Source organism: Gemmata algarum (genome assembly GCF_034097035.1).
GTDB lineage: Bacteria > Planctomycetota > Planctomycetia > Gemmatales > Gemmataceae > Gemmata > Gemmata algarum.
The window spans coordinates 16,461-38,793 of the sequence record NZ_JAXBLV010000175.1 but is presented as its reverse complement, the minus strand read 5'-3'; the positions used below and the strand labels follow the sequence as shown (position 1 = coordinate 38,793).

Below are 22,333 nucleotides of genomic sequence, written 5' to 3'. Positions count from 1 at the left end.
GTGTACGCAAGGTCAGTACGAGCAATTCGTCCCCACCTGCGGCGGACAATTACACGTCCGCCGCAGGTGTGAAGTTCCCGACGAGCGGTGAAGATGATGGCTCATACTTTCCACGGAACGTTGGCCGATTCGGGCTGATCGATCAGACCGCCGCCCCGCGTTTCCGCGCCTCCCACTCGTCGGTTGAAATGAGCACCTGTCGCGCGTTGCTGCCGTTGAACCCGCCGACGATGCCGTCCTCGGCCATGTAATCGATGAGGCGCGACGCCTTTCCGTACCCGATGCCCAGCGCGCGCTGGAGCAGCGACGTGCTGCCGCGCTGCTCGCGGATGACGATCTCCACCGCCTGCTCGTACACCGGGTCGCGCTCGCGCAGCTTCTCCCCCATCTCCCCCCCCCCGCCGCCGGACTCGGTCTGGTCGCGGGTCTTGAGGTTCTGAAGCTCGCTGTCGTAGTTCGGGGTGTCGGTGGCGATCGCGCTCACGACCCGCTCGATTTCGGAGTCTTCGACGTACGCCCCCTGCGCGCGCGTCAGGACGCCGGTTTGCAGGAACAGCATGTCGCCCTTGCCCAGGAGGCGCTCGCCGCCCTTCTCGTCGAGCACCACCGCGCTGTCGGACCGGTTCGTCACGCGGAAGCAGATGCGCGCCGGCAGGTTCGATTTGATGAGCCCGGTGACCACATCGACCGTGGGCTTCTGGGTGGCGAGGATCAGGTGAATGCCCGCGGCCCGAGATTTCTGCGCCAGCAGGATGATGTTCCCTTCGATCTCCTTCTTCATCTTCATCATCAGGTCGCCGACCTCGTCGATCACGATGACGATGTACGGCATCTTCCGCGGGATCGCGCGCAGCTCCTCCTCGCTGTCCGGGTTCACCCGGCGCGCGATCTCCTCGAACGGCAGCTCGTTGTAGCTCGCGATGTTGCGGACCCGCGCGCGGTGCAGCCACTCGTACCGCTCTTCCATCTTGTCCACCGCCCACGCCAGAATCGCGTCGGCCTTCTTGTCCTCCTTGACCACCGGCGTCATGAGGTGCGGGATCTGCGCGTAGTCGCTCAACTCGACCTTCTTCGGGTCGATGAGGATCATCCGGCACTCGTCGGGCCGGCGCGTGAGCAAGAGGGACACGATGATGGTGTTCAGGCACACGGACTTACCGGTGCCGGTGCTACCGGCGATCAGCAGGTGCGGCATGGTCGCGAGGTCGTAGGCGAGGGGGCACCCCTCCACGTCCTTGCCGATGAAAAGCGGGAGCTTGAATTTGCTCACCTTCGGCGTCGGGGCGAGCGCCCCGACCAACTCTTTCAGTTGGACCGTTTGGCGGATCTCGTTGGGCACCTCAATGCCGACGGTGTTGCGCCCGGGCAGCGGCGCGACCACCCGCACGCTCGCCACCCGCAAGTTCAGCGCGAGGTCGTCGGCCAGTGTGGTGATCTTGTTCAGCCGGGTGCCGGTTTCGAGGCTGATCTCGTACTGCGTGATGACCGGCCCGGTGTGAATGCCGACCACCTTCACCGTCAATCCGAAGTCCTGGAACGTCTTCTCCAGCAGCACCGCCATCTCGCGCAGCTTCTGCTCGTGGTCATCGACCGGGAACGGCTCGGGGTCGTTCAGAAGCGACAGCGGGGGCAGTTCGTAATCGACGCACGAGGGCTGCTCCTCCAGCGACGGGACCGCGAATGACATCGACACCGGCTGCGAGTCGGCGTGAACGTGAATCGGGATGTTCTCGGGGCGGGCCGGTTCGGAGACGGGCTCCCCTTGTGCCGCCGGCGCGGGTTCGGGCGGAACGAGCGACCGCACCGGGGGCGGTGTCGTCGTCAGGTTCGGGATCGGTCCGCCCTTCGTAATCGGGATCGGCGGTGTCGCGAGAGGAGTTGGCGCAGCGGACGGCTTACGCGCCGGGATGGCCGTGTACGCGGCCTTTGCCAGTCTCGCGCCCGCCCGCGCGACCACCTTCAGCCCGGCGCCGATGCGGACGAGTACGATCTCCATCCCGTCGGCCACACGATCGTTGACCCACACCGCGCCGCCCCACACGGCGCCCAGGGCGGCCCGCGCCCACCGCGCGAGGAGCAACATGAGCCAGTCCGCGACGAGGAGCACGCTCGCGACGGCCGACAAACTGAAAATGACGAGTGCCCATACGGGCTCGGTGGCGTCTTCGAGGCCGAACCGTAGGTACGCGCCGACCGCCCCGCCCCGCCCCGCGACCGAGGGCGGAGCGAGCCCCTGCCCGAACCAATCAACACCCATCGCGGCCACTGTCGTCACCGCGCACCAGCCGAACACGCGCACCACGAGCCGCACCGGTGTGCGGTTGGCGACCAGGAGTGCCGTCACCGCGAACCAGCCGGCGAGCAGCACGAACGCCGCCCACCCGAGCGGTTCGAGCAGCAGAGCCGCGGCATCATCGCCCCAGGTCCCGAAGGCGTTCGGCCCGGCCTTCAGTGGGCGGGCCGTTCCGACCGCCGTCGCCAGCAAACCGCCCACCGCGAGCAGGGTGAGCACCAGGGCATCGACCCGCCAGGGGGACCGGGGCGGCTGAAGCGTTTGTTCGTCCTTTTCGGCCATCGGCTCGGCCCTTGATCCGCGCGAGTTGCACAACCCACATTGTCACGCGTAGGACGCAACCGCTGAACCCGACATCGCGCGCCACAGCCCGGGTTTTCGTGTTCACCCCGTCGCGCGGTCGGTACAACACGAACGGCCGGAACAACTGGAGCGGCTGTGAAGCAGCGTGTCGCTGCGGCAGGCCGCGGGGGGCAACTGTTGATGCTGCACGTCGCGCTGTGGGAGCCGGAGATTCCCCCTAACACCGGGAACATCGCGCGCCTGTGCGCGGCGACCAACACGCGGCTGCACCTGATCGGCAAACTCGGCTTTCGCCTCGACGACCGTGCCCTGAAACGCGCCGGGCTCGATTACTGGCACGCGGTCGATGTGGTGCGGCATGTGACGTTTGCGGACTTCGAGCGGGCGCTGACCGGGGACGTGAACGGTGACCTCTCCCCCGGCACTCTCACCGACGCGGGTAGAACCGTGGGCGCCCTTCCGCGCGTGTGGTGCGTGGAGACGCCGGCCGAGCGGCCGTACACGCAAGCCGCATTCGCCGACGGGGATTGCCTGCTGTTCGGGAGCGAGTCGAGCGGGCTTCCCCCGTCGGTGCGGGAACGCTATGCGGACCGGCTGGTCGGCATCCCGATGCCGGGCGGGGCGGTGCGCAGCCTCAACCTCGCGACGGCCGTCGGTATTGTGCTGTACGATGCGCTGCGTCGCCTGCACGGGTGGTAAAATCAGCCCCGGCTCGCCGAATTGCCCTCCGCTGCGCGGCCACCGACCGCGACACACGGGCCGCAACGCAGTTGGATAAATACTCGTCGAGTCGGGGCGAACGGTTCGAGGTGTTGATGTCTCGTGCGGTTGTTGCATTTTCGGGCGCGGAAGAACTGGCCCGGTACGTTCACACGGTGCTCTGCGACCGGGACGCGCTGGACCCCAACCAGTCGCCGCTGGTGCGCACACCCCTCAAGCGCGGCGCGCGGGTGTGCGGGCTGGTGTTCCACGTCGAAGGCCCCCGCCTCTTGCGCACCAGCGCCGTTTGGTCCGCCGACGACGCGCGCATCATCTTTTACGATTCGTCCGGTGTGCGCTTTCAGGACGTGACGCTGAGCGAAAGCCCGGCCTTGAGTGAGCCCGGCCCGCAGGGGCCGGGGGGCGGCTGATGCGGGCAACCCGTCGCACGGCGCGCCCGGTTCAGTCGTCGTCGTCTTTCTTCTTGTTGAACACGATCCGGCACCCGCCGGCGGCGCTCGACTCCGCGACCGCTGCGGGCTTGCCCGCGAGCGCCAGTTTCACCGCCTCCTCGACGTACTTCACCTTGGGCGCGCCGCCGGAGTTGTCGTCGAACGCGCCCATGTACGCCACCTTGCGGTCCTTCGTCAGAACGAAGCACTCGGGCGTGTACATCGCGCCGTAGGCCTGCGCGGACGCCTGCGACGGGTCGTAGAGGTAGGTGAACCCGAACTTCTTCTTGGCCGCCCGCTCCTTCATCGCGGGCAGCGCATCGACCTTCCCCGTGTTCACGTTGATCGCGACGAACCCGACCTTGCTGTCGGGCTTGTTGCACCGGGCCGCGAACTCCACGAGCCGCTCCTCGTAGCCCTCCGCGATGATGCAACTGTTGCAGGTGAACACCACCACCAGCACGTCCTTGTCTTTCCAGTCGGCGAAGGAGTGCTTTTTGCCGTCGGTCCCTTCGAGGTCCTTCCAGGTCGGCGCGGCGTCGCCGACGTTGAGCTTCTTGTTGAACTTGCCGGCGCCGGCCGGCGCCGGTGCCAGCAGGCCGGCAACGAAGGCGAGGACCAAGGCGGGAAGGAGCTTCATCGGTGTCCCTCTCGGGCCGTTCCGGCTCAGACCTTTTTGAGGTACGTGGTGCCGGTGTCCACGTGATCGAGCGTGACCGAGCGGCACAGCCCGACGAGTGCCGGGTCGGCGGCCGGTGCGTGGACCTCGCAGATGCCGAAGAACTGGTCCTGGAGAAAGCGAAGGATCTGCGACAGCAGGAGCTTTGCCAGCCCCAGCCGCCGCAGATCCGGTCGCACCTGGATGTCGAGCACGCCGGCCGACGGGAACCCCCAGCGCCAGCCGTACCCCTCCAGCTCCCACACCAGCGCCCGGGCCGCAATGAACCCGCTCGCCAGCTTGTCCACCATCCGGAACTCGACCGGGTCCAGCGTGCCCCACACGCACTCGTGCCACCAGCTCGGCACCCCGGCCGCCCGCATCACCTGCGTCTCGTACCGCTTCCGCAACATGCTGAACCGCGCGTCCGGGATCGACAGCGGGGCGTCCAGCTTCTTCTGGAACACCAGGGTTTGTTCGCCGGGCTCGTAGCCCATCTTCTTGAAGAACGGGTCGGCGGCGGGGTCGGAGGCGAGGAACCCGGGGCAGTTGGTCCCGCCGTACAGCCCGAACCCGAACGGGCAGTGCGGCCACACCGGGCCGGCCCGGAGCGTCGTCGCGCCCCGCGCCGTGAGGTACTCCTCGCACTTCTTGACCAGGGCCGCGCCGATCCCCCTGCGCATCACCGCGGGCCGGACCGCGACCGAGCAGATCACGCCGTGCGTGCGGTCCAGGGCGGTGAGGGCCTCGTTCGGGCCGAACCCCGCCAGGGCGTACCCGACGATCTTGTTGTCGGCCTCGTCGTCGACGGCCACGATCAGGCCGTCGTGGTCGAAGTGGGGCTTGGAGAAGATCCACCGCTCGAGCAGCGCCGGCGTGCGCAGCGGGAAGCTGCCGCGGGCCGTGTGCGACTCGTTCCACACGTCGGCGAGGGCCGGCGGGTCGGTGTTGCGAAAGCGGCGGAAGACGATCACAGACGACTCTCGCGGGCCGCCAGGGGGAGGAACGGCGGCGGTAAACAGATTACGGCATACTATAGGGGGAGTCGCGCCCCCGCAAGCCAGCGACCGGGCCTTTCGCCGCCCCTCCCGAAGCCAACGGAGCGCCCCATGTTTCGCTCGATCTGCGGCCCCGCGTTCGCACTCGTGCTCGCGCTCGCGGCGGCCGCCCGGGGCGCGGACTGGCCGCAACTGCACGGCCCGGCGCGCGACGGCCGGTCCGCGGAAACCGGGCTCAACTGGGACTGGGCGCCGGGCGGGCCGAAACCGGTATGGACGTTCGACGCCGGCCGCGGCTGGGCCGGCCCCGCGGTCAGCGGCGACAGCCTGATCCTGTTCCACCGCGTCGGCGACGACGAGGTCGTCGCGTGCCTCGACGCCGCGACCGGCAAAGAGAAGTGGGCCTCCAAGTACCCGACGAAGTACAAGGACGATTTCGGCTTCGACGACGGCCCGCGGGCCACGCCCACGGTCGCCGACGGGGTGGTGTACACGCTCGGGGCCGACGCCGACTTCACCGCGACCGAACTCGCCACCGGTAAGAAGCTCTGGGCGCGCAACCTGATGGCGGAGTACCGGCCGGCGAAGGGGTTTTTCGGGGTCGCGTGCTCGCCGCTGGTGCGGGACAAAAAGCTGTACGTGAACGTCGGCGCGAAGGGCGCGGGCGTCGTGTGCTTCGACGCGACGACCGGTAAAGAGGTGTGGAAATCGACCGACGACGGCGCGAGCTACTCGTCCCCGGTGCTCGGCGAGTTCGACGGCAAGCCCGCGGTGGTGTTCCTGACCCGCACCGGGTTGCGGGTGCTCGACCCGGCGAACGGGAAGTCGATGTACGACTTCCCGTGGCGCCCCCGCATCAGCAGCAGCGTGCAGGCCGCGAGCCCGGTCGTGTGGAAGGACGAGGTGTTCCTGACCGTGTCCTACGACACCGGCGGCGTGCTGGCCCAACTGAAGGGCGGCCAGGTGGAAGAGGTCTGGTCGAACGATAAGACGCTGTCGAGCCAGTACAACACGCCGGTCCGTGTCGGTAACTACTTGTACGGTACGCACGGCCGCTCGGACGCGGGCGCGGCGCTCCTGCGCTGCGTCGCGTGGAAGACCGGTGAGGTGAAGTGGAGCGAGCCGAAGTTCGGCGGCGCGTCGCTGATCGCCGTGGACGGCGGGCTGCTCGCGCTGAACGAGGGCGGCGAACTGGTCCGGTTCGACGCCACGCCCGACGGGTACAAGGAGCGCGCCCGCGCAACACTGCTCGCGAAGGGAACCCGCCCAGCCCCGGCCCTGGCGAACGGCCGGCTCTACGCCCGCGACAGCAAGCAGCTCGTGTGCGTGAGCCTGAAGAAGTGAGCGCCCCGCCGGCCGGGCCGCCCGCACATTCGGCATCGCTCCGCCGCTTTTCTCACGCGCCGCGCTTCCGGAAGTCCGAATCCGGCCCTGCGGCCGCGCCGGCACCGGTGCGCCGGCCGGATCGGGGCGGTTACGAGCGAAAGGCGAATTCATCGTAATCGTCTCCATGTCAAGGCCTTGCGTCGCGTCGGTGGGACCGGGCTGGGGTCGCCTGCGGTTCGCCCGGCCGCCGCGAACCCGGGCGCCGGGGCGGGATTCGTGGGTAGCGACCCGCCAGCGAATCGCCACCTCGTGACCAGTCAACCGCCAGCGAGCGTCCAGTTGGCGCCCCACCCGTCGCGGCCCCTCGTCCACGTGACCGGGCGGCTTTTTGCGGCCCGCGCGGGGCCGCACGCTTCGCAAGACCATTTTTGACAGGATCGACAGGATCAACAGGATTTAAAATCGGTCTGTCTTCATCCTGTTCATCCTGTTGATCCTGTCAAAAACGGCCTTCGCCCCCTCGCGCGTTCGTACCCCGCTCCCTGGCGGTTGCGGCTCGTCAAGAACAGCGACACGACCGCCGGTCACGTGAACGAGAGCGGGTGGCTTTTTGCGGCCCGGGCGGGGGCGCACGCGTGTGAAGGCCGTTTTTGACAGGATCGACAGGATCAACAGGATTTGAAATCGGTCGGTCTTCATCCTGTTCATCCTGTCGATCCTGTCAAAAACGGCCTTCGCGATCCCCATCGCGCGTATCCGCTCCGTCGTTGTGCGCCACGCGCATCCGAGACGCCGAGCGACCGCTCACGGAGTGAGCGGACCACACTCAGAACCAGCGCACCGTTCCGAGGTGCGAACTGAGGACGACCGGGAGCGGCGGAACGGTCGGCAGGGGCCGGCAGCAACAGCGCCCCCATCTATCTGATGGCACGGCGCCCGGGCTGCGATGAGCCGGGAGCGACACCGGCCGGGGCACGCGATCTGCTGACGGGGGCGCGTCCGCACCCAGCGCCTTGACCCGGCCCTTCGGACCCGCGACAGTAGTCTCGTTCTGCGTTCCCGTTCGGGAGACGAATTCATGCGACTCTGGATCTGTATCGCGGCCGTCGCGCTGGGCCTCGCCCCGGCGGCGGCCCGCGCCGACGAGGACACGGCGCGGGCGCTCAAGTCGCTCCGGGCCGTCGGGAAGGAAGGGAAAGGGAATGAGGACGCCGGCCCGGCGTGGAAGACCCTCGTGAGCCAGGGCGGCCCGGCGCTCTTCCTCGCACTCGGCGCCTTCGACGACGACAACGTCGCGGTCACCAACTGGCTCCGCACCGCCGTGGACGCCATCGCGGAAGGCGAGCACGCCGCCGGCCGCAAGCTCCCGGCGGACAAGCTCGAAGCGTTCGTCACGGACACCAAGAACGCCGCGACCGCCCGGCGCGCGGCCTACGAGTTGCTCGCGGCGCAAGACGAGACTGTGAAGGCCCGGCTGCTGCCCGGCTTCCTCAACGACAAGTCGCCCGACCTCCGGCGCGACGCCGTCGCCAACGAACTCGCCATTCTGGAAAAGGCCGCGAAGCCGTCCCTCAAGGCCAATCTGGAAAAGTTGTTCGCCCACGCGCGCGACAAGGATCAGGTGGACCTGCTGGCCAAGAAGATCGCGGACGCGGGCGGCAAGGTGAGCGTCACCGAGCACTTCGGGTTCGTGACGCACGTGGCGCTGGTCGGCCCGTTCGACAGCACCGGCGGAAAAGGGTTCGCGGTCGCGTACCCGCCGGAGGGCGCCCGGGACGCGAGCGGTAAGTTCCCCGGCAAGGGCGGCGCGGAGGTCAAGTGGCAGCCCGCCGACACGCGGGACAAGTACGGCACGTTCGACCTGAACACCCTGCTCGGGAAGCACAAGGACGCGGTCGCTTACGCGCAGGCCGTCGTCGTGGCCGGCGCCGAGACCCCGTGCGAGATCCGGGCGACCTGCGCCACCGCGACCCAGATCTTCCTGAACGGGAAGCTCTTGTGCGCGCACGAGGAGTACCACCACGGCGCCCCGTTCGACTCGCACGTCGGCAAGGGGACGCTGCGGAAGGGCGAGAACGTGCTCACCCTGAAGGTGTGCCAGAACAACCAGACGGAGCAGTGGGCACAAACCTGGGCGTTCCAGGTGCGCGTGTGCGACCCGACCGGCGGACCGCTCCCGCTGGAGCAGAAGGTGACCACCGACGGCCGGGAGCGGACGATCAAGCTCGGCTTCGTCCCCGAAGGCGGCGAAAAGAAGGAGGAGAAGAAGTGACCCGTTACCTTCTAACTTTTGCGCTCGCGTCCGCCCTCGCGCCCGCGCTGGCGGCGGCCGACTGGTCCCAGTTCAAGGGGCCGAACGCGACCGGCGTTTCGACCGAGAAGGGGCTCCCGGCGGAGTGGGGCAAGGACAAGGGCGTCGCGTGGCAGGCGAAGCTCCCGGCCCGCGGGGTGTCGTCGCCCGTGGTGGTTGCGGGGCGGGTGTACGTCACCTGTAGCTCCGGGGTCCGGGACGACCGGCTCCACGTCCTGTGCTTCGACGCGGGCACCGGCAAGCAGCTCTGGCACCGCCAGTTGCAAGCGACCGGCGGGACGGCGGCGCACCCGAAGTCGTGCATGGCCGCCAACACCCCGGTGGCCGACGCGGACGGCGTGTACGCGCTGTTCGCCACCGGCGACCTGGCCGCGTTCGACGCCGACGGCACCCTGCGCTGGTACCGCTCGCTGGTCGGCGACTACCCGACGATCACGAACCAGATCGGCATGGCGGCCTCGCCGATCCTGGTGGGGGACAAGCTGATCGTGCCGATGGACAACGCGGGCGAATCGTTCCTCGCGGCGGTGGACACGAAGTACGGCAAGAACGTCTGGAAGGCCGAGCGCCCGCGGGACAGCAACTGGACGACCCCCATCACGCGCGCCGTCGGGACCACCACCGAGGTGCTGTTCGACGGCCCGAGCGGCCTGACCGCCTACGACGCGGCGAGCGGCGACAAGCGCTGGTCGTCGAAGGCGTCGAAGGGGTCGATCCCGACCGGCACCCTCGACGGCGACACGCTGTACCTGCCGACCGGCGGGGTGAGCGCGTTCAAGCTCGGCGCGCAGGGCGTGGCGGAGAAGCCGGCCTGGACCTCGAAGGACGTTCAGTCCGGGATGCCGTCGCCGCTGGTGTACATGGGGCGGGTGTACGCGGTGACCGGTCAGGGGCTGGTGTCGTGCGCCGAAACGAAGACCGGGAAGACGCTGTACAAGGAGCGGCTGAAGGGCGCGTTCTCGGCGTCCCCGGTTGCGGCCGACGGGAAGGTGTACGTCCTGAACGAGACCGGCTCGTGCGCGGTGCTCGACGCCAAGGCGGACGGGTTCGAGGTGCTGGCGACCAACGACCTGCCGGGCGAGACGCTGGGCACGCCGGCGATCGCGGGCGGGCGGATCTTCATCCGCACCGACAAGGCGCTCTACGCCATCGGGAAGTAGGGTGAGCGAGCGCGTGTGACCCGCCGGTTGCTACACCTGTTTCAACCGGCGGGTCACCCGCGCCCGGCCTCATGACACAGGGCTTTCGAGACGAAGATCGGCTCGGAGAGGCACGGAACGAGTGCGGAGCCAGCAAAGGGGAGTCCGAACGGGGCCGCATCAACTTCCCCGAAATCGACTTCTCCAGCGGAATCGACGGTGGTGTGATCGCTTGAGGCGTTCCGGAGCGGAAGCCGTGCTCACCTTCGACGAGGCCGTCGCCGAGCTGGTTCGCCGCGACCCAGAAGCGGAAAGCCACCGGGGTTCATCCGTTACCGACCCAACCAACAATCAGCTCGCCTGCACCGCCATCACCGGATGAGCGATGCGTCCCGAATCAGCCGGCGGTGTCCGGTGCAGCGCCGGGTTCGGCCTCGGGTGTTTGCCGCGCCGTGACCTGCACCCAGTCCGAGTCCGAGCGACAGTCGTAGCCGAACACGACCGCAGACCCGTCGGCGAACTCCAACCGGGCCTCCGGCACCGGCCCCGCGGACCGGGCGACCCACTGCGACAGTGGCCGCCCGCGAACGCCAAGCTGCGAGGCCAGATCGATGTGCGGGTAACGCCACCGCGTGCCCTCGACGGTGAACTCTTCGTCGGTGCCCGGCAATGGAACCACGTCGATGAGCTCCGACTCCCACACCTCGGGGCCGTCGTTGAACCACCACCCCACCGACGTGCCATCGCTGAGCGACAGGAAGACGTAGCAAGCGCGACTGACGCAACGCTCACCGAGCCAGAACTCGCGGGCCACTAGGCCGGCGCACTTCCGGCCCGTGAGGTCTCGCACCGCTTGCGCCTCTCTTGCCGAACAACAAGCTCACCGGCCCGGCCGTGACACCCGCAACCGAAAGAGACGCGCGGTGAGCGCCGGGAATCGAACTACGTGGCCGGGTCCGGTGCAGCGCCGGGTTCGGCGGGCCGTTCTTGATCCTCACGCTAACTCATGAGAACTGACGCTCTCCCAACTCAAAAACGTATGGCCGCTAGCAAGGAATACACCCAGCAACTCGGCCAAATGTTGACGTTGCTGCGCCTCCGGCAGCCGGAACAGGCTCGCGGTGGCACCCTCCCAATTCAGCCAAACCAGCTTAACCTCGTTGGCGGCGCACCACTCGCGCTTGTGTTGGTCATTGGCCACCAGCGCGGTATTGTCGCCGTACACTTCCCGGAAGTGCTGTGGCCCTTGTACCTCAATGGCCAGTTTGAAGTCTGGCAACCACAAATCGAATTCCAGCGGCCGTCCCTTTCGGGACCGCAGTTGTGCCGGTCGATGGTTGGACGTGATTGTGATGTCAGGGAAGATCAGTTGCAAATGACGGCGAACAAGCTTCTCGGCGACCGACTTTCCTCCCGCCTTAACTTTACCATGCCGATAATCCGGCAGAAGACCTACCAAGTAAGCCCGAATCATCTCAACGACGCCTACTTCCCCACGTTTATTGTAGTCCGTGTATGCTCAGCTTGCACTTGTCCACTTGAGCGTGTCCAGAACACCAAGGGGCAAGTACTGGGGATACCGGAATTCGATAACGAGGTTTGAGGGTCTAATCCGTATGTTCAGGATGAGTGGCTCATCCTCGGTCTTCGCGGCGAACCCTATGAACCAAGAGTTGTCTTTGTACGAAGGCTCTTTGCAGTGAACTATCCAAACACGAAGATCGGGCAAATGAGCCAGAAGCGTTGCCGCCTTGAGCGCCGAGGCGCGGAGCGATTCTGTGTTCACGTGCTCTGCGAGTGGCCTCTGTGTCAGGTTAGGAGGTTCGTTAGTCGCCACCCGCAAGCCCTCTGGTTGCCGAACAGTGTTTAGTGTGCGAGGCTCCGCACACCAACACGGGACCTGAAACGCCCCCGCGCCACGCACGCCGGGACCGAACTCGTTCGCCGGGATGCCGTTACCGCCCGCCCGCCGCCTTCACAAGATGCGCAATAAGGGTAACGGGTCCGTGCGAGGAACGTAGCCCTTCCACGCCCGGGCTCAACCTTCCCTTGCCGAACCGAGGATTGGTTTGCGCTGATGAGAACCTGCTCATTGCGCCCCGCGCAAACTAACACCAGTCGCACTGTACCCGCGCCTCCGGCCGAACTCAATACCCGCACGTCACTTTCACGTCTCCCGAGCTCGCGAGCGCGCCCGTATTCGTTTGCACGGCGCGCAAACGAATACGCTAACAGCGATTGTGCGCGGCCACCGTGCGCCCAGACGGCTCGTCAATATCTCATCATTGCGGGCCGCGAAAAAAGGCGGCTTGTCGGCCGCCGAACCAGTATTTCGGAAGCGCGCAAGGTCGCGTCTACCGACTGATTCCCGGCGGTGACGTGTTCGTATCGACCGATGACCGGAGAAGGATGTACGTCTACCTCAACGACGGCGGCATCTACGCCGGGGACAAGGACGGGCCGGAATACGCCGACTGTTGAACCCGTTTGACGACTGGGGCTGCAACTCCCGTTTGAATCGCTAGCCACCATCGGGCAACGACGGCGAGTGGGGCGACACACTCGTTCCGTCGCCATCACGCAGCCGCGATTCAGCAGCGGCGGCGGGCCACCAAACGGGCGCTGGCGTTCGGCCCGGACGGTCGGCGGCTCGTCACCGGCTCGGCCGACAAGACCGCGAAAGTCTGGAAACTGAAAGAGTGACCGGCGGCCGACCCGGTTCGGACCTTCGGACGAGATCGCACCCCGTCGGCCGGGCCATCGCACTCGATCAACCGCCTCTCGGCGTCAAAACCCTTTGAGTCTGATCGAACGCGCGGCGTCGGCCCGTCCAGGTCTGGCACCCGGCCGGGCGTCATTTCGCTTGGCGCGGCCCGGCTGGTGAGGTCTAATTCGCACCGTTGCACGAGGCGATACGGAGCGGATGATGGGCGTGCGGGTGAGCGTGTCGGCGCGGCTTCTAACCTGGCCCCAGCAGTGTGCGTGCTGCCTCGGCCCCCCGGACCAAAACTACCGAGCCGTTTTCACTCGCTTTACAGGGCAACGCGTGGTCCGGGCCAACGAGCGCTGGTGGGACGTACCGTACTGCGACGCCTGCCTCGGTCACGCCGAAGCGCACGAACGGGCCCGGGCGGTCAACGCCGGGCCGGCCAACCTTGTGTTGGGGCTCGGCGTCGGTAGCGGGGTGCTGCTCACCCTCTCGGGAATGATGTGCGGCTTGCCTGGGGTGTTCGCACCGGGCGAGCTCCGCAACCGCGCGACCGTAGCCGTCATGACCGTCGGGATGCTAGTCATCGGGCTCGGGTTACTCATCGGCGGGGTGCGGTGGTACCAGAACCTTCACGCGGCCGCGGTTCAGCGGCAGCGGCGGGCCACCAAACGGGCGCGGGCGCTGGCCTCGGCGCGGTGCTGCGGGTTGCCCATCGCGGTCGTGTACGAGGGGTGGCACGGGAGCGTACACACGTTCTGGTTCGCCAACACCGACTTCGCGGCCGCGTTCGCCCGGGCGAACGCGGCCAAGGTGGTCCGGCCCTGACGGCCGGCAGAACCGTGACGGACCGCCGACCGCCCGCGACTGCCCGCCGCGGCGACGTGTGAATATACTCGTCCGAGGCAAACACCGCTCAAGAGCCGTTCGGGGGTCGCTCGTGGCCGAACAAATCCCGTTCAGTGATGTCGCCCTGGCGACCAACCCGGAGCCACGGTGCCCGTGCGTGCTGCTCATCGACACCTCCGGGTCGATGGCGGAAGTGGTGAGCGGCACCGGCCGCGACCTGGGACGCACCGCCCAGGTTGACGGGAAGACGTACCGGGTCGTTTCCGGCGGCACGACCCGCATCGATTTGGTCAACGAGGGCCTGCGCGCGTACCAGACGGACGTGACCAACGACCCGCTCGCGGCCCAGCGCGTCGAGGTGTCCGTCGTCACGTTCGGCGACACGGTCCGGACCGTCACCCCGTTCGTAACGACATCGCAGTTCACCCCGCCCGTTCTGACCGCGAACGGCGAAACGCCGATGGGCGCGGCGATCCTGAAAGCGATCGACGCGGTCACCGAGCGGAAGCGCGAGTACCGGCAGAACGGGCTCCACTTCTACCGCCCGTGGATCTTCTTGATCACCGACGGCGAGCCCACCGACGCGTGGGAGGCCGCGGCGGCCCGCGTGCGCGAGGGGGAAGAAAAGAAGCAGTTCGCGTTCTTCGCCGTGGGCGTGGAGGGGGCGAACATGGACCGGCTGAAGCAGATCTCCGTTCGCCACCCGTTGCACCTCAAGGGGTACAGCTTCAAAGAGATGTTCCTCTGGCTGTCGCAGTCGCAGCGGAGCGTGTCCCACTCCAACCCGGGCCAGGAGGAGCAGGTCAAACTGGCGCCGCCGGCTGGGTGGGCCAGCCTGTGACCGACCCGATTTGGCGGACCCTCGGCGAAAGCGTCCCCGGCACCTCCCACACGGCCCGGAGCGTTCCCTGTCAGGATGCGTTCCGGGTCTGCTCCTACGGTCCGGGCGGCGACTGGCTGCTCGCGGCCGTGGCCGACGGCGCGGGCAGCGCATCCCGGTCCGACGTGGGGGCCGAACTGGTGTGCGACGAGTTCGTGCGCCTCGTGACGCGGGCGGCGCCCGCCGACCTGTGCGCGCCGGCGGCGCTCGTCGATCTGTTTGCTGCCGTCCGCTCAACCGTACTGGCCCGGGCCGACGCCCTGGGGGTGCCGCCGCGGGAACTGGCCTCGACGGCCCTCCTGGCACTGGTCGGCCCGGAGACCGCGGCGTTCGCGCAGCTCGGCGACGGGGCGATCGTGTGCGGGGCGGGCGACGGGTACCGCGTCGTGTTCTGGCCCGAACCGGCGGAGTACGCCAACGCCACCGACTTCCTGACCGACGACGGGTTCGCCGGCGCGATCCGGACCGAGGTGGTCGCGGACCGGGTGACCGAACTCGCCGCACTGACGGACGGGCTCCAGCGCCTGGCACTGGATTTCGCCGCCCGCGCCCCGCACGCCGGATTCTTCACACCGCTGTTCCGGCGGCTCCGGACCGAGCCCGACACCGAAGCCCTGTTCGAGCCGTTGCGTCAGTTCCTCAACTCCCCCCGTGTGAACGAGCGTACCGACGACGACAAGACGCTCGTACTAGCCGCCCGCCGCCCATGACCCCACCCGCACTGATCGACGCCCAGGGGCGCCCGTTCCCGCTCGCCGCGCACCTCGCGTCGGGCGGCGAGGGGGCCGTGTTCGCTCTCCCCAACGACCCCGCCCAGGTCGCGAAAGTGTACCTCAAACCGGGCGACCCGCAGCGGGGCGAGAAGCTGGCCGCAATGGTCGCGCTCGTCAGCCCGGCGCTCAAGCAGATGACCGCGTGGCCGACCGCGGTGCTGTTCGACGCCCGGACCCGCGCCGCGGCCGGGTTCGTCATGCCGCGCGTGTCGAACGGCCACCCGGTCCAGCAGCTCTACAACCCGGTCATGCGGCTCAAGGCGTTCCCGCGCGCCGGCTGGACCTTTCAGGTCGCCGCCGCGCGGAACCTGGCCGCCGCGTTCGACGAGGTGCACAAGGCCGGGTGCCTGGTGTGCGACGTGAACCAGAGCAACGCGCTGGTGCTGCCGGACGCCCGCGTCGGGCTGATCGACTGCGATTCGTTCCAGGTGCGGGCCGGCGGCAAGTCGTACCTGTGCGACGTGGGCACCCCGCACTACACCCCGCCGGAGTTGCAGGGGCAGCACCTGCGCGGGCTGGTGCGGACCGAGAACCACGACCGGTTCGGGCTGGCGGTGCTGATCTACCAGCTCCTGTTCGTCGGCCGGCACCCCTACGCCGGGGTGTACACCGGGCCGGGCGACCCGTCGTTCGAGGAGCTGATCGCCGGGTTCAAGTTCGCCCAGGGGCCGCGCGCGCAGACCTGGGGAATGGCGCCGCCGCCGCACACGCCGACCTTCGCCGACATCCCGCCCGACCTCGGGACCCTGTTCTGCCGGGCGTTCGAGCGCGGGAGCGAGGCCGGGGGGCGCCCCCGCGCCGCCGAGTGGGTGCCCGCACTCCAGGCCCTCGAACAGGAATCCGTCTTCTGCGCGGCCGACCCGGGGCACCGGTACTGGCGCGGGGCCGCTGGCGGGTGCGTGTGGTGCCGGCTGGCGGCCCGGGGCGGCCCGGAGTACTTCTTCGGCGCCGGCGGCACTTCGGGCACCTTCGAGGTCGATGAGGAGAAGTTGCGGGACGTGCTGGAGCGGCTGGGCCGCACCCGGCCGGCCGAGTTCCGCTGCGACCGCGCCCGGTTCGCCCCGCCGGCCGCGCCCGAGCCGGACCCGCTACCGGAGGGGCTCGACGAGCACCGGAACGTGACGTGGATCGTCGGCGGCGCGGCGGCACTGTGCGCCCTGGCGATGCCGCTGGGGCTGGTCCGCGGGTTCATCTGCGTTATCGCCCTTCTGGGGGCGCTGGCGTTCGGCGGGTGGCTGGCGGTGCTGGTCGCGCGGTCGCCGTGGCGGCAGGAGTACCGCCGCCGCCGCGCGGCGTACCGGCACGCGAGCGACGACCTCGCCGACCTCGAAGACAAGTGGCGCCGGCGGGTCCGCGCGTACCAGCGCGACCACGCGGACAGTGACCGCCGCGTCCGGCGCCTCGTCGACGAGTGCCGCGCCCTGGCGTCGCAGTACCAAGAGGAGGTGCGGCAACTGGCCGCGCACGCGGAAGCGGCGGCGCTCCGCCGGCACCTCCAGCTCCACCCGCTCGCGGACGCGGAAATCCCGAAGATCGGGGCGGGGCGCAAGCAAACCCTGGCCGCCGCCGGGATCGTGACGGCGGCCGACGTGGAGTGGGACCGGGTGCGCGGGATCAAAGGGTTCGGCGACGCCCTGACGAACAACGTTATGGCCTGGAAGAACGAGGTGCTGCGGGCGTTCCGGTTCGACCCGCGGGGCGCCACGTCCCCGGCCGAGCAGCAAGCCCTGGTCGTGAAGTACCGCGCGCGGCAGCAGCAGGCCCTGGCCGAGCTGGAGCGGCGGCTCGGCGAACTCGGGGCGCTCGCCCCGGCCTGCCGGCAGGCGGTCGAGAAGTTGGCGCCCGGCCTGGCCCGGGCGGTCGCGGCGTTCGATCAGGCGCGAGCCAACTTCCGGGCCGTCGGCGCCCGCTGACGGCCCGCCTCAAAATAGCGCCCCGCGCGCCGGGGCGTTGTCGCCCCGCAACAACATTTCAACCACAGCGGAGGTGCCGCGCCCGGAAACCGGCCAACCGGCTTGGCCTGTCGCAGCCATGTTATAGAGTTGGAACCCAGAACTGTGTCTGACCGGGACCCGCACGGCATGCAACACTTTTGGCTCTCCCTGTTCGACACGTCCGACTTCCCGGCCCGGTGGCGGTGCGGGAACTGGGACGCGCCGCTGGGCTGGCTGCACATCCTGTCCGACCTGGGCGTGTGGTCCGCGTACCTGGCCATCCCGATCGCCCTGGTGCTGTTCGCGCGGCGCCGCAAGGACGTCCCGTTCCGCAACCTGTTCTGGCTGTTCAGCGCGTTCATCCTCCTGTGCGGCACCACGCACCTGATCGAGGCCATCATCTTCTGGTGGCCCGCGTACCGGCTGGCCGGGCTCGTCAAGCTCGCCACCGCCGTGGTGTCGTGGACCACCGTACTGTCGCTGCTGCCGGTGATCCCGAAGGCGTTCGCGATGCGCTCCCCGGAGGAGCTGGAGCGCGAGGTGGCCGAGCGGCGCCGGGTCGAGGCCGAGCTGCGGGCCAGCGAGGAGCGGTTCCGGGCGGCGATGAACGGCAGCCTCGACGCCGTGTTCTTCCTGACCGCCGTCCGCCGGCCCGACGGGCTGATTACGGACTTCACGTTCGACGACCTGAACCCGGCCGGCGAACACCTGGTGGCGCGGACCCGCGCCGAAACCGTCGGGCAGCGGCTGTGCGAGATGCTCCCCGTCAACCGCACCGGCGGGTTCTGTGACCGGTACGCCCGGGTGGTGGTCACCCGGGAGCCGCTCGAAGAGGAGTTCCCGTTTCAGACGCCGGAGGGCGCGGCGGTGTGGCTCCAGCACCAGGTGGTGCCGCTCGGGGACGGGATCGTCATCACGTCCCGCGACATCACCGCGCGGAAGCAGGCCGAGCTGGAGCTGCGGGCGAGCGAGGAGCGGCTGCGGTCGGTGGTGGAGTCCGCGACGGACGCGATCATCACCACCGACCGGCACGGGCTCGTGGTCGGGTGGAACCGCGGCGCCGAGCGCGTGTTCGGGTGCCCGGCCGACGCCGCCGCGGGCTCGGACATCACCCGGATCATCCCGGCCCGGTACCGGGCGGCGCACGCCGGGCGGCTCGCCGAGTACCGGTCCGGGCAGCCGTCGTCGGTGGTCGGGCGGGTGGTGGCGGTGGACGCGCTCCGCCGGGACGGGACCGAGTTTCCGGCCGAGCTGACGGTCACCGCGTGGGAGGCGGGCGGGGAGACGTTCTTCACCAGCATCGTCCGGGACGTGACCGCGTCGCGCCGGGCGGCCGAGGCGGTGGCCCGGTCCGAGCGGTACTACCGCACCCTGTTCGAGCACGCGCACGACCCGGTCCTGGTGTTCGACCCGGACGGCGAGCGGGTGCTCGACGTGAACCCCGCCGCGTGCCGGGTGTACGGCCTGTCCCGCGAGGAGTTCGTCGGGCGGTCGCTGGCCGACCTGTCGGCGGACCCCGCGGGGGGGCTCGCGCACGTCGCGGCGGCGACCGACGGGCGCGAGGTGTACCAGTTCGAGACGGTCCAGTTCCGCCGCGACGGGGCGCGCCTGGAGCTGGAGGTGAACGCGTCGGTGGTGGAGTTCGACGGCCGCCCGGCCGTGCTGAGCGTGAACCGGGACGTGACCGAGCGGAACCGGGCCGAGGCCCGCCGGGCCGAGCGCGAGCGGGCCGCGGCGATGCGGGCCGGGGTGGCCGCGGCGGTGGCCCGCGGGGGCGACAAGCCGGAGGTGCTGCGGGCGTGCTGCGCGGCCGTGGCCGACGAGCTCGGCGCGGCGCTGGTGCGCGTGTGGGTCCTGCCCGAAGACGGCGCGGTGCTGGAGCTGCGGGCCAGCGCCGGGCTGACCGCGTCCACCGACGGCCCGTACTCCCGGATCGCGGTCGGCCGGTTGCTGGTCGGGCGCATCGCGGAGGAGCGGAAGCCGTACTGGACCAACGCGGTCGCCGACGACCCGCTCACGGGCGAGCCGGAGCGGGTGCGGGGCGCCGGGCTGGTCGGGTTCGCCGGGCACCCGCTGCTGGTCGAGGGGCGGCTGATCGGGGTGCTCGCCATGTTCACCCGCGCCCCGCTCGGCGCCCCGGCGCGCGACGCCCTGGGGGGCGCCGCGGACCTGATCGCCCAGTTCGTCGAGCGGCGCCGCGCCGAGGAGGGGATGCGGCTCCGCGACCGGGCCCTGGCGGCGTTCCCCCAGGGCGTCGCGATCGCCGACGCCACCCGGCCGGACCACCCCCTGGTGTACGTGAACCCCGGGTTCGAGCGGATCACCGGCTACCCCGCCGCCGAGGCGCTGGGCCGCAACTGCCGGTTCCTTCAGGGCAAGGGCACCGACCCGAGCGCGGTGGCGGCCGTCCGCGCGGCGCTGCGGGACGGGCGGCCCGCGCTGGTCGAGTTGCTCAACTACCGCAAGGACGGCAAGCCGTTCTGGAACGCGCTGACGGTGGCCCCGGTCCGCGACGAGGCGGGCGCCCTGACCCACTTCGTCGCGATCCAGACCGACGTGAGCCCGCTCAAGCAGTTGGAGGCCCAGCTCCTCCAGTCCCAGAAGATGGAGGCGGTGGGGCAGCTGGCGGGCGGGGTGGCGCACGACTTCAACAACCTGCTCACCGTGATCCTGGGGTTCGGCGGGATGCTCGGCGACCGGCTGGCCGGGCGGGACCGGACCCTGATCAACGAGATCGTTAAGGCCGGCGAGCGGGCCGCCGGGCTCACCCGGCAGCTGCTCGCGTTCAGCCGCCAGGAGGTGATCCAGCCGCGCCCGCTGTCGCTCAACGTGGTGGTGGCCGAGGCCGAGCGGCTGCTGCGCCGGCTGATCGGCGAGGACATCGAGCTGGCGACGGTGGCGGCCCCGGACCTGGCGCAGGTGGTGGCCGACCCCGGGCAGGCGGAACAGGTGCTGATGAACCTGGTGGTGAACGCCCGCGACGCGATGCCCACCGGCGGCCGGCTCACCGTCGAGACCCGCAACGTCGAGCGGGACGGGGCGCGACACGTGCTGCTGTCCGTGACCGACACGGGGTGCGGGATGTCCGACGAGGTGAAGTCGCGGCTGTTCGAGCCGTTCTTCACCACCAAGGGGGCGGGCCGGGGCACCGGGCTGGGGCTCGCCGTGGTTCACGGCGTGGTCGAGCAGGCGGGCGGGCGCATCGAAGTGGACTCCGCCGTCGGCCGCGGAACCACGTTCCGGGTGTACTTCCCGGCCGCCGGCGGCGGCCCGGGGTCTTCGGGCGTCGCGGCGCCGCTGCCGGCGGTCCCGGACGGCACGGAAACGGTTCTGCTGGTCGAAGACGACGCGGAGGTGCGGGCGCTGGCCCGCGAGGTGCTGCGCGAGCGCGGGTACACGGTGCTCGAAGCGCCCGGCGCGGGCGAAGCCCTCCAGACGGCCGCGGCCCACCGCGGGCCGCTCCCGCTGCTGGTCACCGACGTGGTGATGCCGGGGATGGGCGGGCGGCAACTGGCCGAGGCGCTCCAGTGGTCGCGGCCCGGGCTCCGGGTGCTGTACGTGTCGGGGTACACCGACGACGCGGTCGTGCGGCACGGGGTGCGGTCGGCCGAGGTGGCGTTCCTCCAGAAGCCGTTCACGGCCGCGGCGCTGGCCCGCAAGGTCCGCGCGGTGCTCGACGGGTGACGCACGGCCGGTGGGAGACCAAGCTCGTTCAATTTGGAAAGGCGCGACGGTGGCTCACGTTCTTTTGATCGACGACGACCCGCAGGTGCTGTTCCTGTTGCGCTGGGTGCTCGAAGAGAGCGGGCACCAGGTGGCGGAGGCGCCGAACGGGCGGGCCGGGGTCCAGGCGTACACGCGGGGCGCGACCGATGTGGTCATCTGCGACCAGTTCATGCCCGTGCTCGACGGCCTGGAGACGATCCGGCAGTTGCGCGCCCTGGATCCCGCGGCGGTGGTGGTCGCCATGACAGGCGAGTCGCTGCGCGGGGGGAGCGCGTTCCCCGCGGCGGCGCGGGCGGCCGGGGCGGCGGCGGTGCTGTCCAAGCCGTTCGAGCCGGCCGCGCTCCTGAGCCTCGTCGGGGAGCTGCTCGCCAGCCCCGCCGGACGCTGACACGCACGACGGTGCGTCCGTGGGGGACGCGGGGCCGTTCGCCGTCACCACGCGGCGGGCAGCTCTTCCTTCCCGCCAGCGGTGGCGAGCGCCTCCAGCACCTCGGGCGCCGTCGCGCGGGTGAGCGACCGCACCGACCCGTCGGCCAGCGCCGCGGTGCAGGTGTGCAGCCGCTCGCCGGTCAACACCGGGCCGCCGTTGTGCAGCCCGCCGAACGGCCGCCCGGGGCCGATGTATGGCGCCGCTCTGGGCTCGAACGCGCGCACGGTCGCCCGCCCGCCGAAGGCCCAGTGCCCGGGCTCGTTCGCGGTCTCGATGAGGAGCAGCGTGTTGGAGGTGCCGTCGGGGAAACCGTCCTTCAGCGAGGTGCGCCGGTCGTAGCCGAACACGCCCGCTCGTGGGTGCTCCGGAGGCAGTTCGGCCGCATCGGCGCCAACACCCGCAACGCCGACGTAGTGCGTGAGCGGGGTCGGCGACTTCCAGTGCTCGCCGTTTTCATCACGCACGTACTCACCAGATGATGGGCAAATGAGGTGGCGGAACCGGGCGCTGACGGCAGCTCCGTTTCGCGGATCGCCCGGCCCACAAGTCGGATCGCTTCGTCTAACGACGCCGGGTTCGTCGAGGTCGCTCCACTGCGCCAGCACCGCGAGGTACCAACTCCACCGCCGTTCGGGTGGAAGGCTGGCGTCAGTACGCGTGCCTTGCGGAAACGACCCGCCGGCCGAATCGGCGCACATGTGGAGCGCGAGCGCCAACTGCTTGAAATGGCTCTGGCAGGTCATCCGCGCCGCTGCTTCCCGCACCTTCTGAACGGCCGGGAACAGCAACCCGGCGCACGCCAGTACGCACAGGGCCGCGACAGCCACTAACACCCGACGGCGTGACACGTCGCGG

20 protein-coding genes are annotated in these 22,333 nt (G+C 69.7%); 13 read left to right on the top strand and 7 right to left on the bottom strand.

Features of this window, described 5'->3' with window-relative positions; genetic code table 11:
• Positions 1-142: 142 nt before the first annotated feature.
• On the bottom strand, positions 143-2,575 hold the full coding sequence (locus R5W23_RS13575; protein ID WP_320686775.1) for a DNA translocase FtsK: 2,433 nt from the start codon (positions 2,573-2,575) through the stop codon (positions 143-145).
• A 201-nt stretch (positions 2,576-2,776) separates the two neighbouring features.
• Here R5W23_RS13575 and R5W23_RS13570 point away from each other — a divergent pair, with 201 nt between their 5' ends.
• Both R5W23_RS13570 and R5W23_RS13565 read left to right on the top strand, forming a co-directional pair.
• On the top strand, positions 2,777-3,295 hold the full coding sequence (locus R5W23_RS13570; protein ID WP_407936126.1) for a tRNA (cytidine(34)-2'-O)-methyltransferase: 519 nt from the start codon (positions 2,777-2,779) through the stop codon (positions 3,293-3,295).
• Between the two features lie 116 nt (positions 3,296-3,411).
• Complete coding sequence (locus R5W23_RS13565) at positions 3,412-3,726, top strand: hypothetical protein (protein WP_320686774.1); 315 nt, start codon at positions 3,412-3,414, stop codon at positions 3,724-3,726.
• Positions 3,727-3,757: 31 nt separating this feature from the next.
• Here the strand turns inward: R5W23_RS13565 and R5W23_RS13560 are convergent, their stop codons facing one another.
• Both R5W23_RS13560 and R5W23_RS13555 read right to left on the bottom strand, forming a co-directional pair.
• Positions 3,758-4,387, bottom strand: coding sequence for a redoxin family protein (locus tag R5W23_RS13560; protein WP_320686773.1), 630 nt, complete (start codon positions 4,385-4,387; stop codon positions 3,758-3,760).
• A 26-nt stretch (positions 4,388-4,413) separates the two neighbouring features.
• Positions 4,414-5,379 (bottom strand): GNAT family N-acetyltransferase, encoded by a 966-nt coding sequence (locus R5W23_RS13555; RefSeq protein ID WP_320686772.1) that lies wholly within the window; start codon positions 5,377-5,379, stop codon positions 4,414-4,416.
• A 135-nt stretch (positions 5,380-5,514) separates the two neighbouring features.
• Here R5W23_RS13555 and R5W23_RS13550 point away from each other — a divergent pair, with 135 nt between their 5' ends.
• Positions 5,515-6,747 carry a PQQ-binding-like beta-propeller repeat protein gene (locus tag R5W23_RS13550; RefSeq protein ID WP_320686771.1) on the top strand — a complete coding sequence of 411 codons (1,233 nt, stop codon included), beginning with the start codon at positions 5,515-5,517 and terminating at the stop codon, positions 6,745-6,747.
• A gap of 438 nt (positions 6,748-7,185) precedes the next feature.
• On the opposite strand, the gene R5W23_RS13545 is transcribed toward R5W23_RS13550, so the two are convergent.
• Positions 7,186-7,476 (bottom strand): hypothetical protein, encoded by a 291-nt coding sequence (locus R5W23_RS13545; RefSeq protein WP_320686770.1) that lies wholly within the window; start codon positions 7,474-7,476, stop codon positions 7,186-7,188.
• A gap of 331 nt (positions 7,477-7,807) precedes the next feature.
• Here R5W23_RS13545 and R5W23_RS13540 point away from each other — a divergent pair, with 331 nt between their 5' ends.
• The 3 genes from R5W23_RS13540 to R5W23_RS13530 all read left to right on the top strand — a co-directional run bounded on the left by R5W23_RS13540 (position 7,808) and on the right by R5W23_RS13530 (position 10,561).
• Positions 7,808-9,001 carry a hypothetical protein gene (locus R5W23_RS13540; protein ID WP_320686769.1) on the top strand — a complete coding sequence of 398 codons (1,194 nt, stop codon included), beginning with the start codon at positions 7,808-7,810 and terminating at the stop codon, positions 8,999-9,001.
• A complete protein-coding gene (locus tag R5W23_RS13535) occupies positions 8,998-10,200 on the top strand; it encodes an outer membrane protein assembly factor BamB family protein (protein WP_320686768.1) in 1,203 nt (400 codons plus the stop codon). Before R5W23_RS13540 ends, R5W23_RS13535 begins: the two co-directional genes overlap by 4 nt.
• Positions 10,201-10,435: 235 nt before the next feature.
• Entirely contained in the window at positions 10,436-10,561 is a 126-nt protein-coding gene (locus R5W23_RS13530) for a hypothetical protein (protein WP_320686767.1), read from the top strand.
• A 15-nt stretch (positions 10,562-10,576) separates the two neighbouring features.
• Here the strand turns inward: R5W23_RS13530 and R5W23_RS13525 are convergent, their stop codons facing one another.
• Entirely contained in the window at positions 10,577-11,029 is a 453-nt protein-coding gene (locus R5W23_RS13525; RefSeq protein ID WP_320686766.1) for a hypothetical protein, read from the bottom strand.
• A gap of 144 nt (positions 11,030-11,173) precedes the next feature.
• Positions 11,174-11,653 carry a PDDEXK family nuclease gene (locus R5W23_RS13520; RefSeq protein ID WP_320686765.1) on the bottom strand — a complete coding sequence of 160 codons (480 nt, stop codon included), beginning with the start codon at positions 11,651-11,653 and terminating at the stop codon, positions 11,174-11,176.
• A gap of 1,043 nt (positions 11,654-12,696) precedes the next feature.
• On the opposite strand from R5W23_RS13520, the gene R5W23_RS32640 reads away from it, so the two are divergent.
• The 7 genes from R5W23_RS32640 to R5W23_RS13490 all read left to right on the top strand — a co-directional run bounded on the left by R5W23_RS32640 (position 12,697) and on the right by R5W23_RS13490 (position 21,436).
• Positions 12,697-12,882 (top strand): hypothetical protein, encoded by a 186-nt coding sequence (locus R5W23_RS32640; protein WP_407936125.1) that lies wholly within the window; start codon positions 12,697-12,699, stop codon positions 12,880-12,882.
• Positions 12,883-13,225: 343 nt separating this feature from the next.
• Positions 13,226-13,714, top strand: coding sequence for a hypothetical protein (locus tag R5W23_RS13515; protein ID WP_320686764.1), 489 nt, complete (start codon positions 13,226-13,228; stop codon positions 13,712-13,714).
• Positions 13,715-13,826: 112 nt separating this feature from the next.
• Positions 13,827-14,576, top strand: a complete 750-nt coding sequence (locus tag R5W23_RS13510) for a vWA domain-containing protein (protein ID WP_320686763.1) — start codon at positions 13,827-13,829, stop codon at positions 14,574-14,576.
• The gene (locus R5W23_RS13505; RefSeq protein ID WP_320686762.1) at positions 14,573-15,325 is read left to right on the top strand and encodes a PP2C family serine/threonine-protein phosphatase; all 753 of its coding nucleotides are present in this window, start codon (positions 14,573-14,575) and stop codon (positions 15,323-15,325) included. The genes R5W23_RS13510 and R5W23_RS13505 overlap by 4 nt, the downstream gene beginning before the upstream one ends.
• Positions 15,322-17,301, top strand: coding sequence for a helix-hairpin-helix domain-containing protein (locus tag R5W23_RS13500; RefSeq protein WP_320686761.1), 1,980 nt, complete (start codon positions 15,322-15,324; stop codon positions 17,299-17,301). The genes R5W23_RS13505 and R5W23_RS13500 overlap by 4 nt, the downstream gene beginning before the upstream one ends.
• A gap of 168 nt (positions 17,302-17,469) precedes the next feature.
• Positions 17,470-21,006 carry a PAS domain S-box protein gene (locus R5W23_RS13495; RefSeq protein WP_320686760.1) on the top strand — a complete coding sequence of 1,179 codons (3,537 nt, stop codon included), beginning with the start codon at positions 17,470-17,472 and terminating at the stop codon, positions 21,004-21,006.
• A 49-nt stretch (positions 21,007-21,055) separates the two neighbouring features.
• Entirely contained in the window at positions 21,056-21,436 is a 381-nt protein-coding gene (locus R5W23_RS13490) for a response regulator (RefSeq protein WP_261185342.1), read from the top strand.
• A gap of 44 nt (positions 21,437-21,480) precedes the next feature.
• On the opposite strand, the gene R5W23_RS13485 is transcribed toward R5W23_RS13490, so the two are convergent.
• A complete protein-coding gene (locus tag R5W23_RS13485; protein WP_320686759.1) occupies positions 21,481-22,326 on the bottom strand; it encodes a DUF1559 family PulG-like putative transporter in 846 nt (281 codons plus the stop codon).
• Between the last annotated feature and the right edge of the window lie 7 nt (positions 22,327-22,333).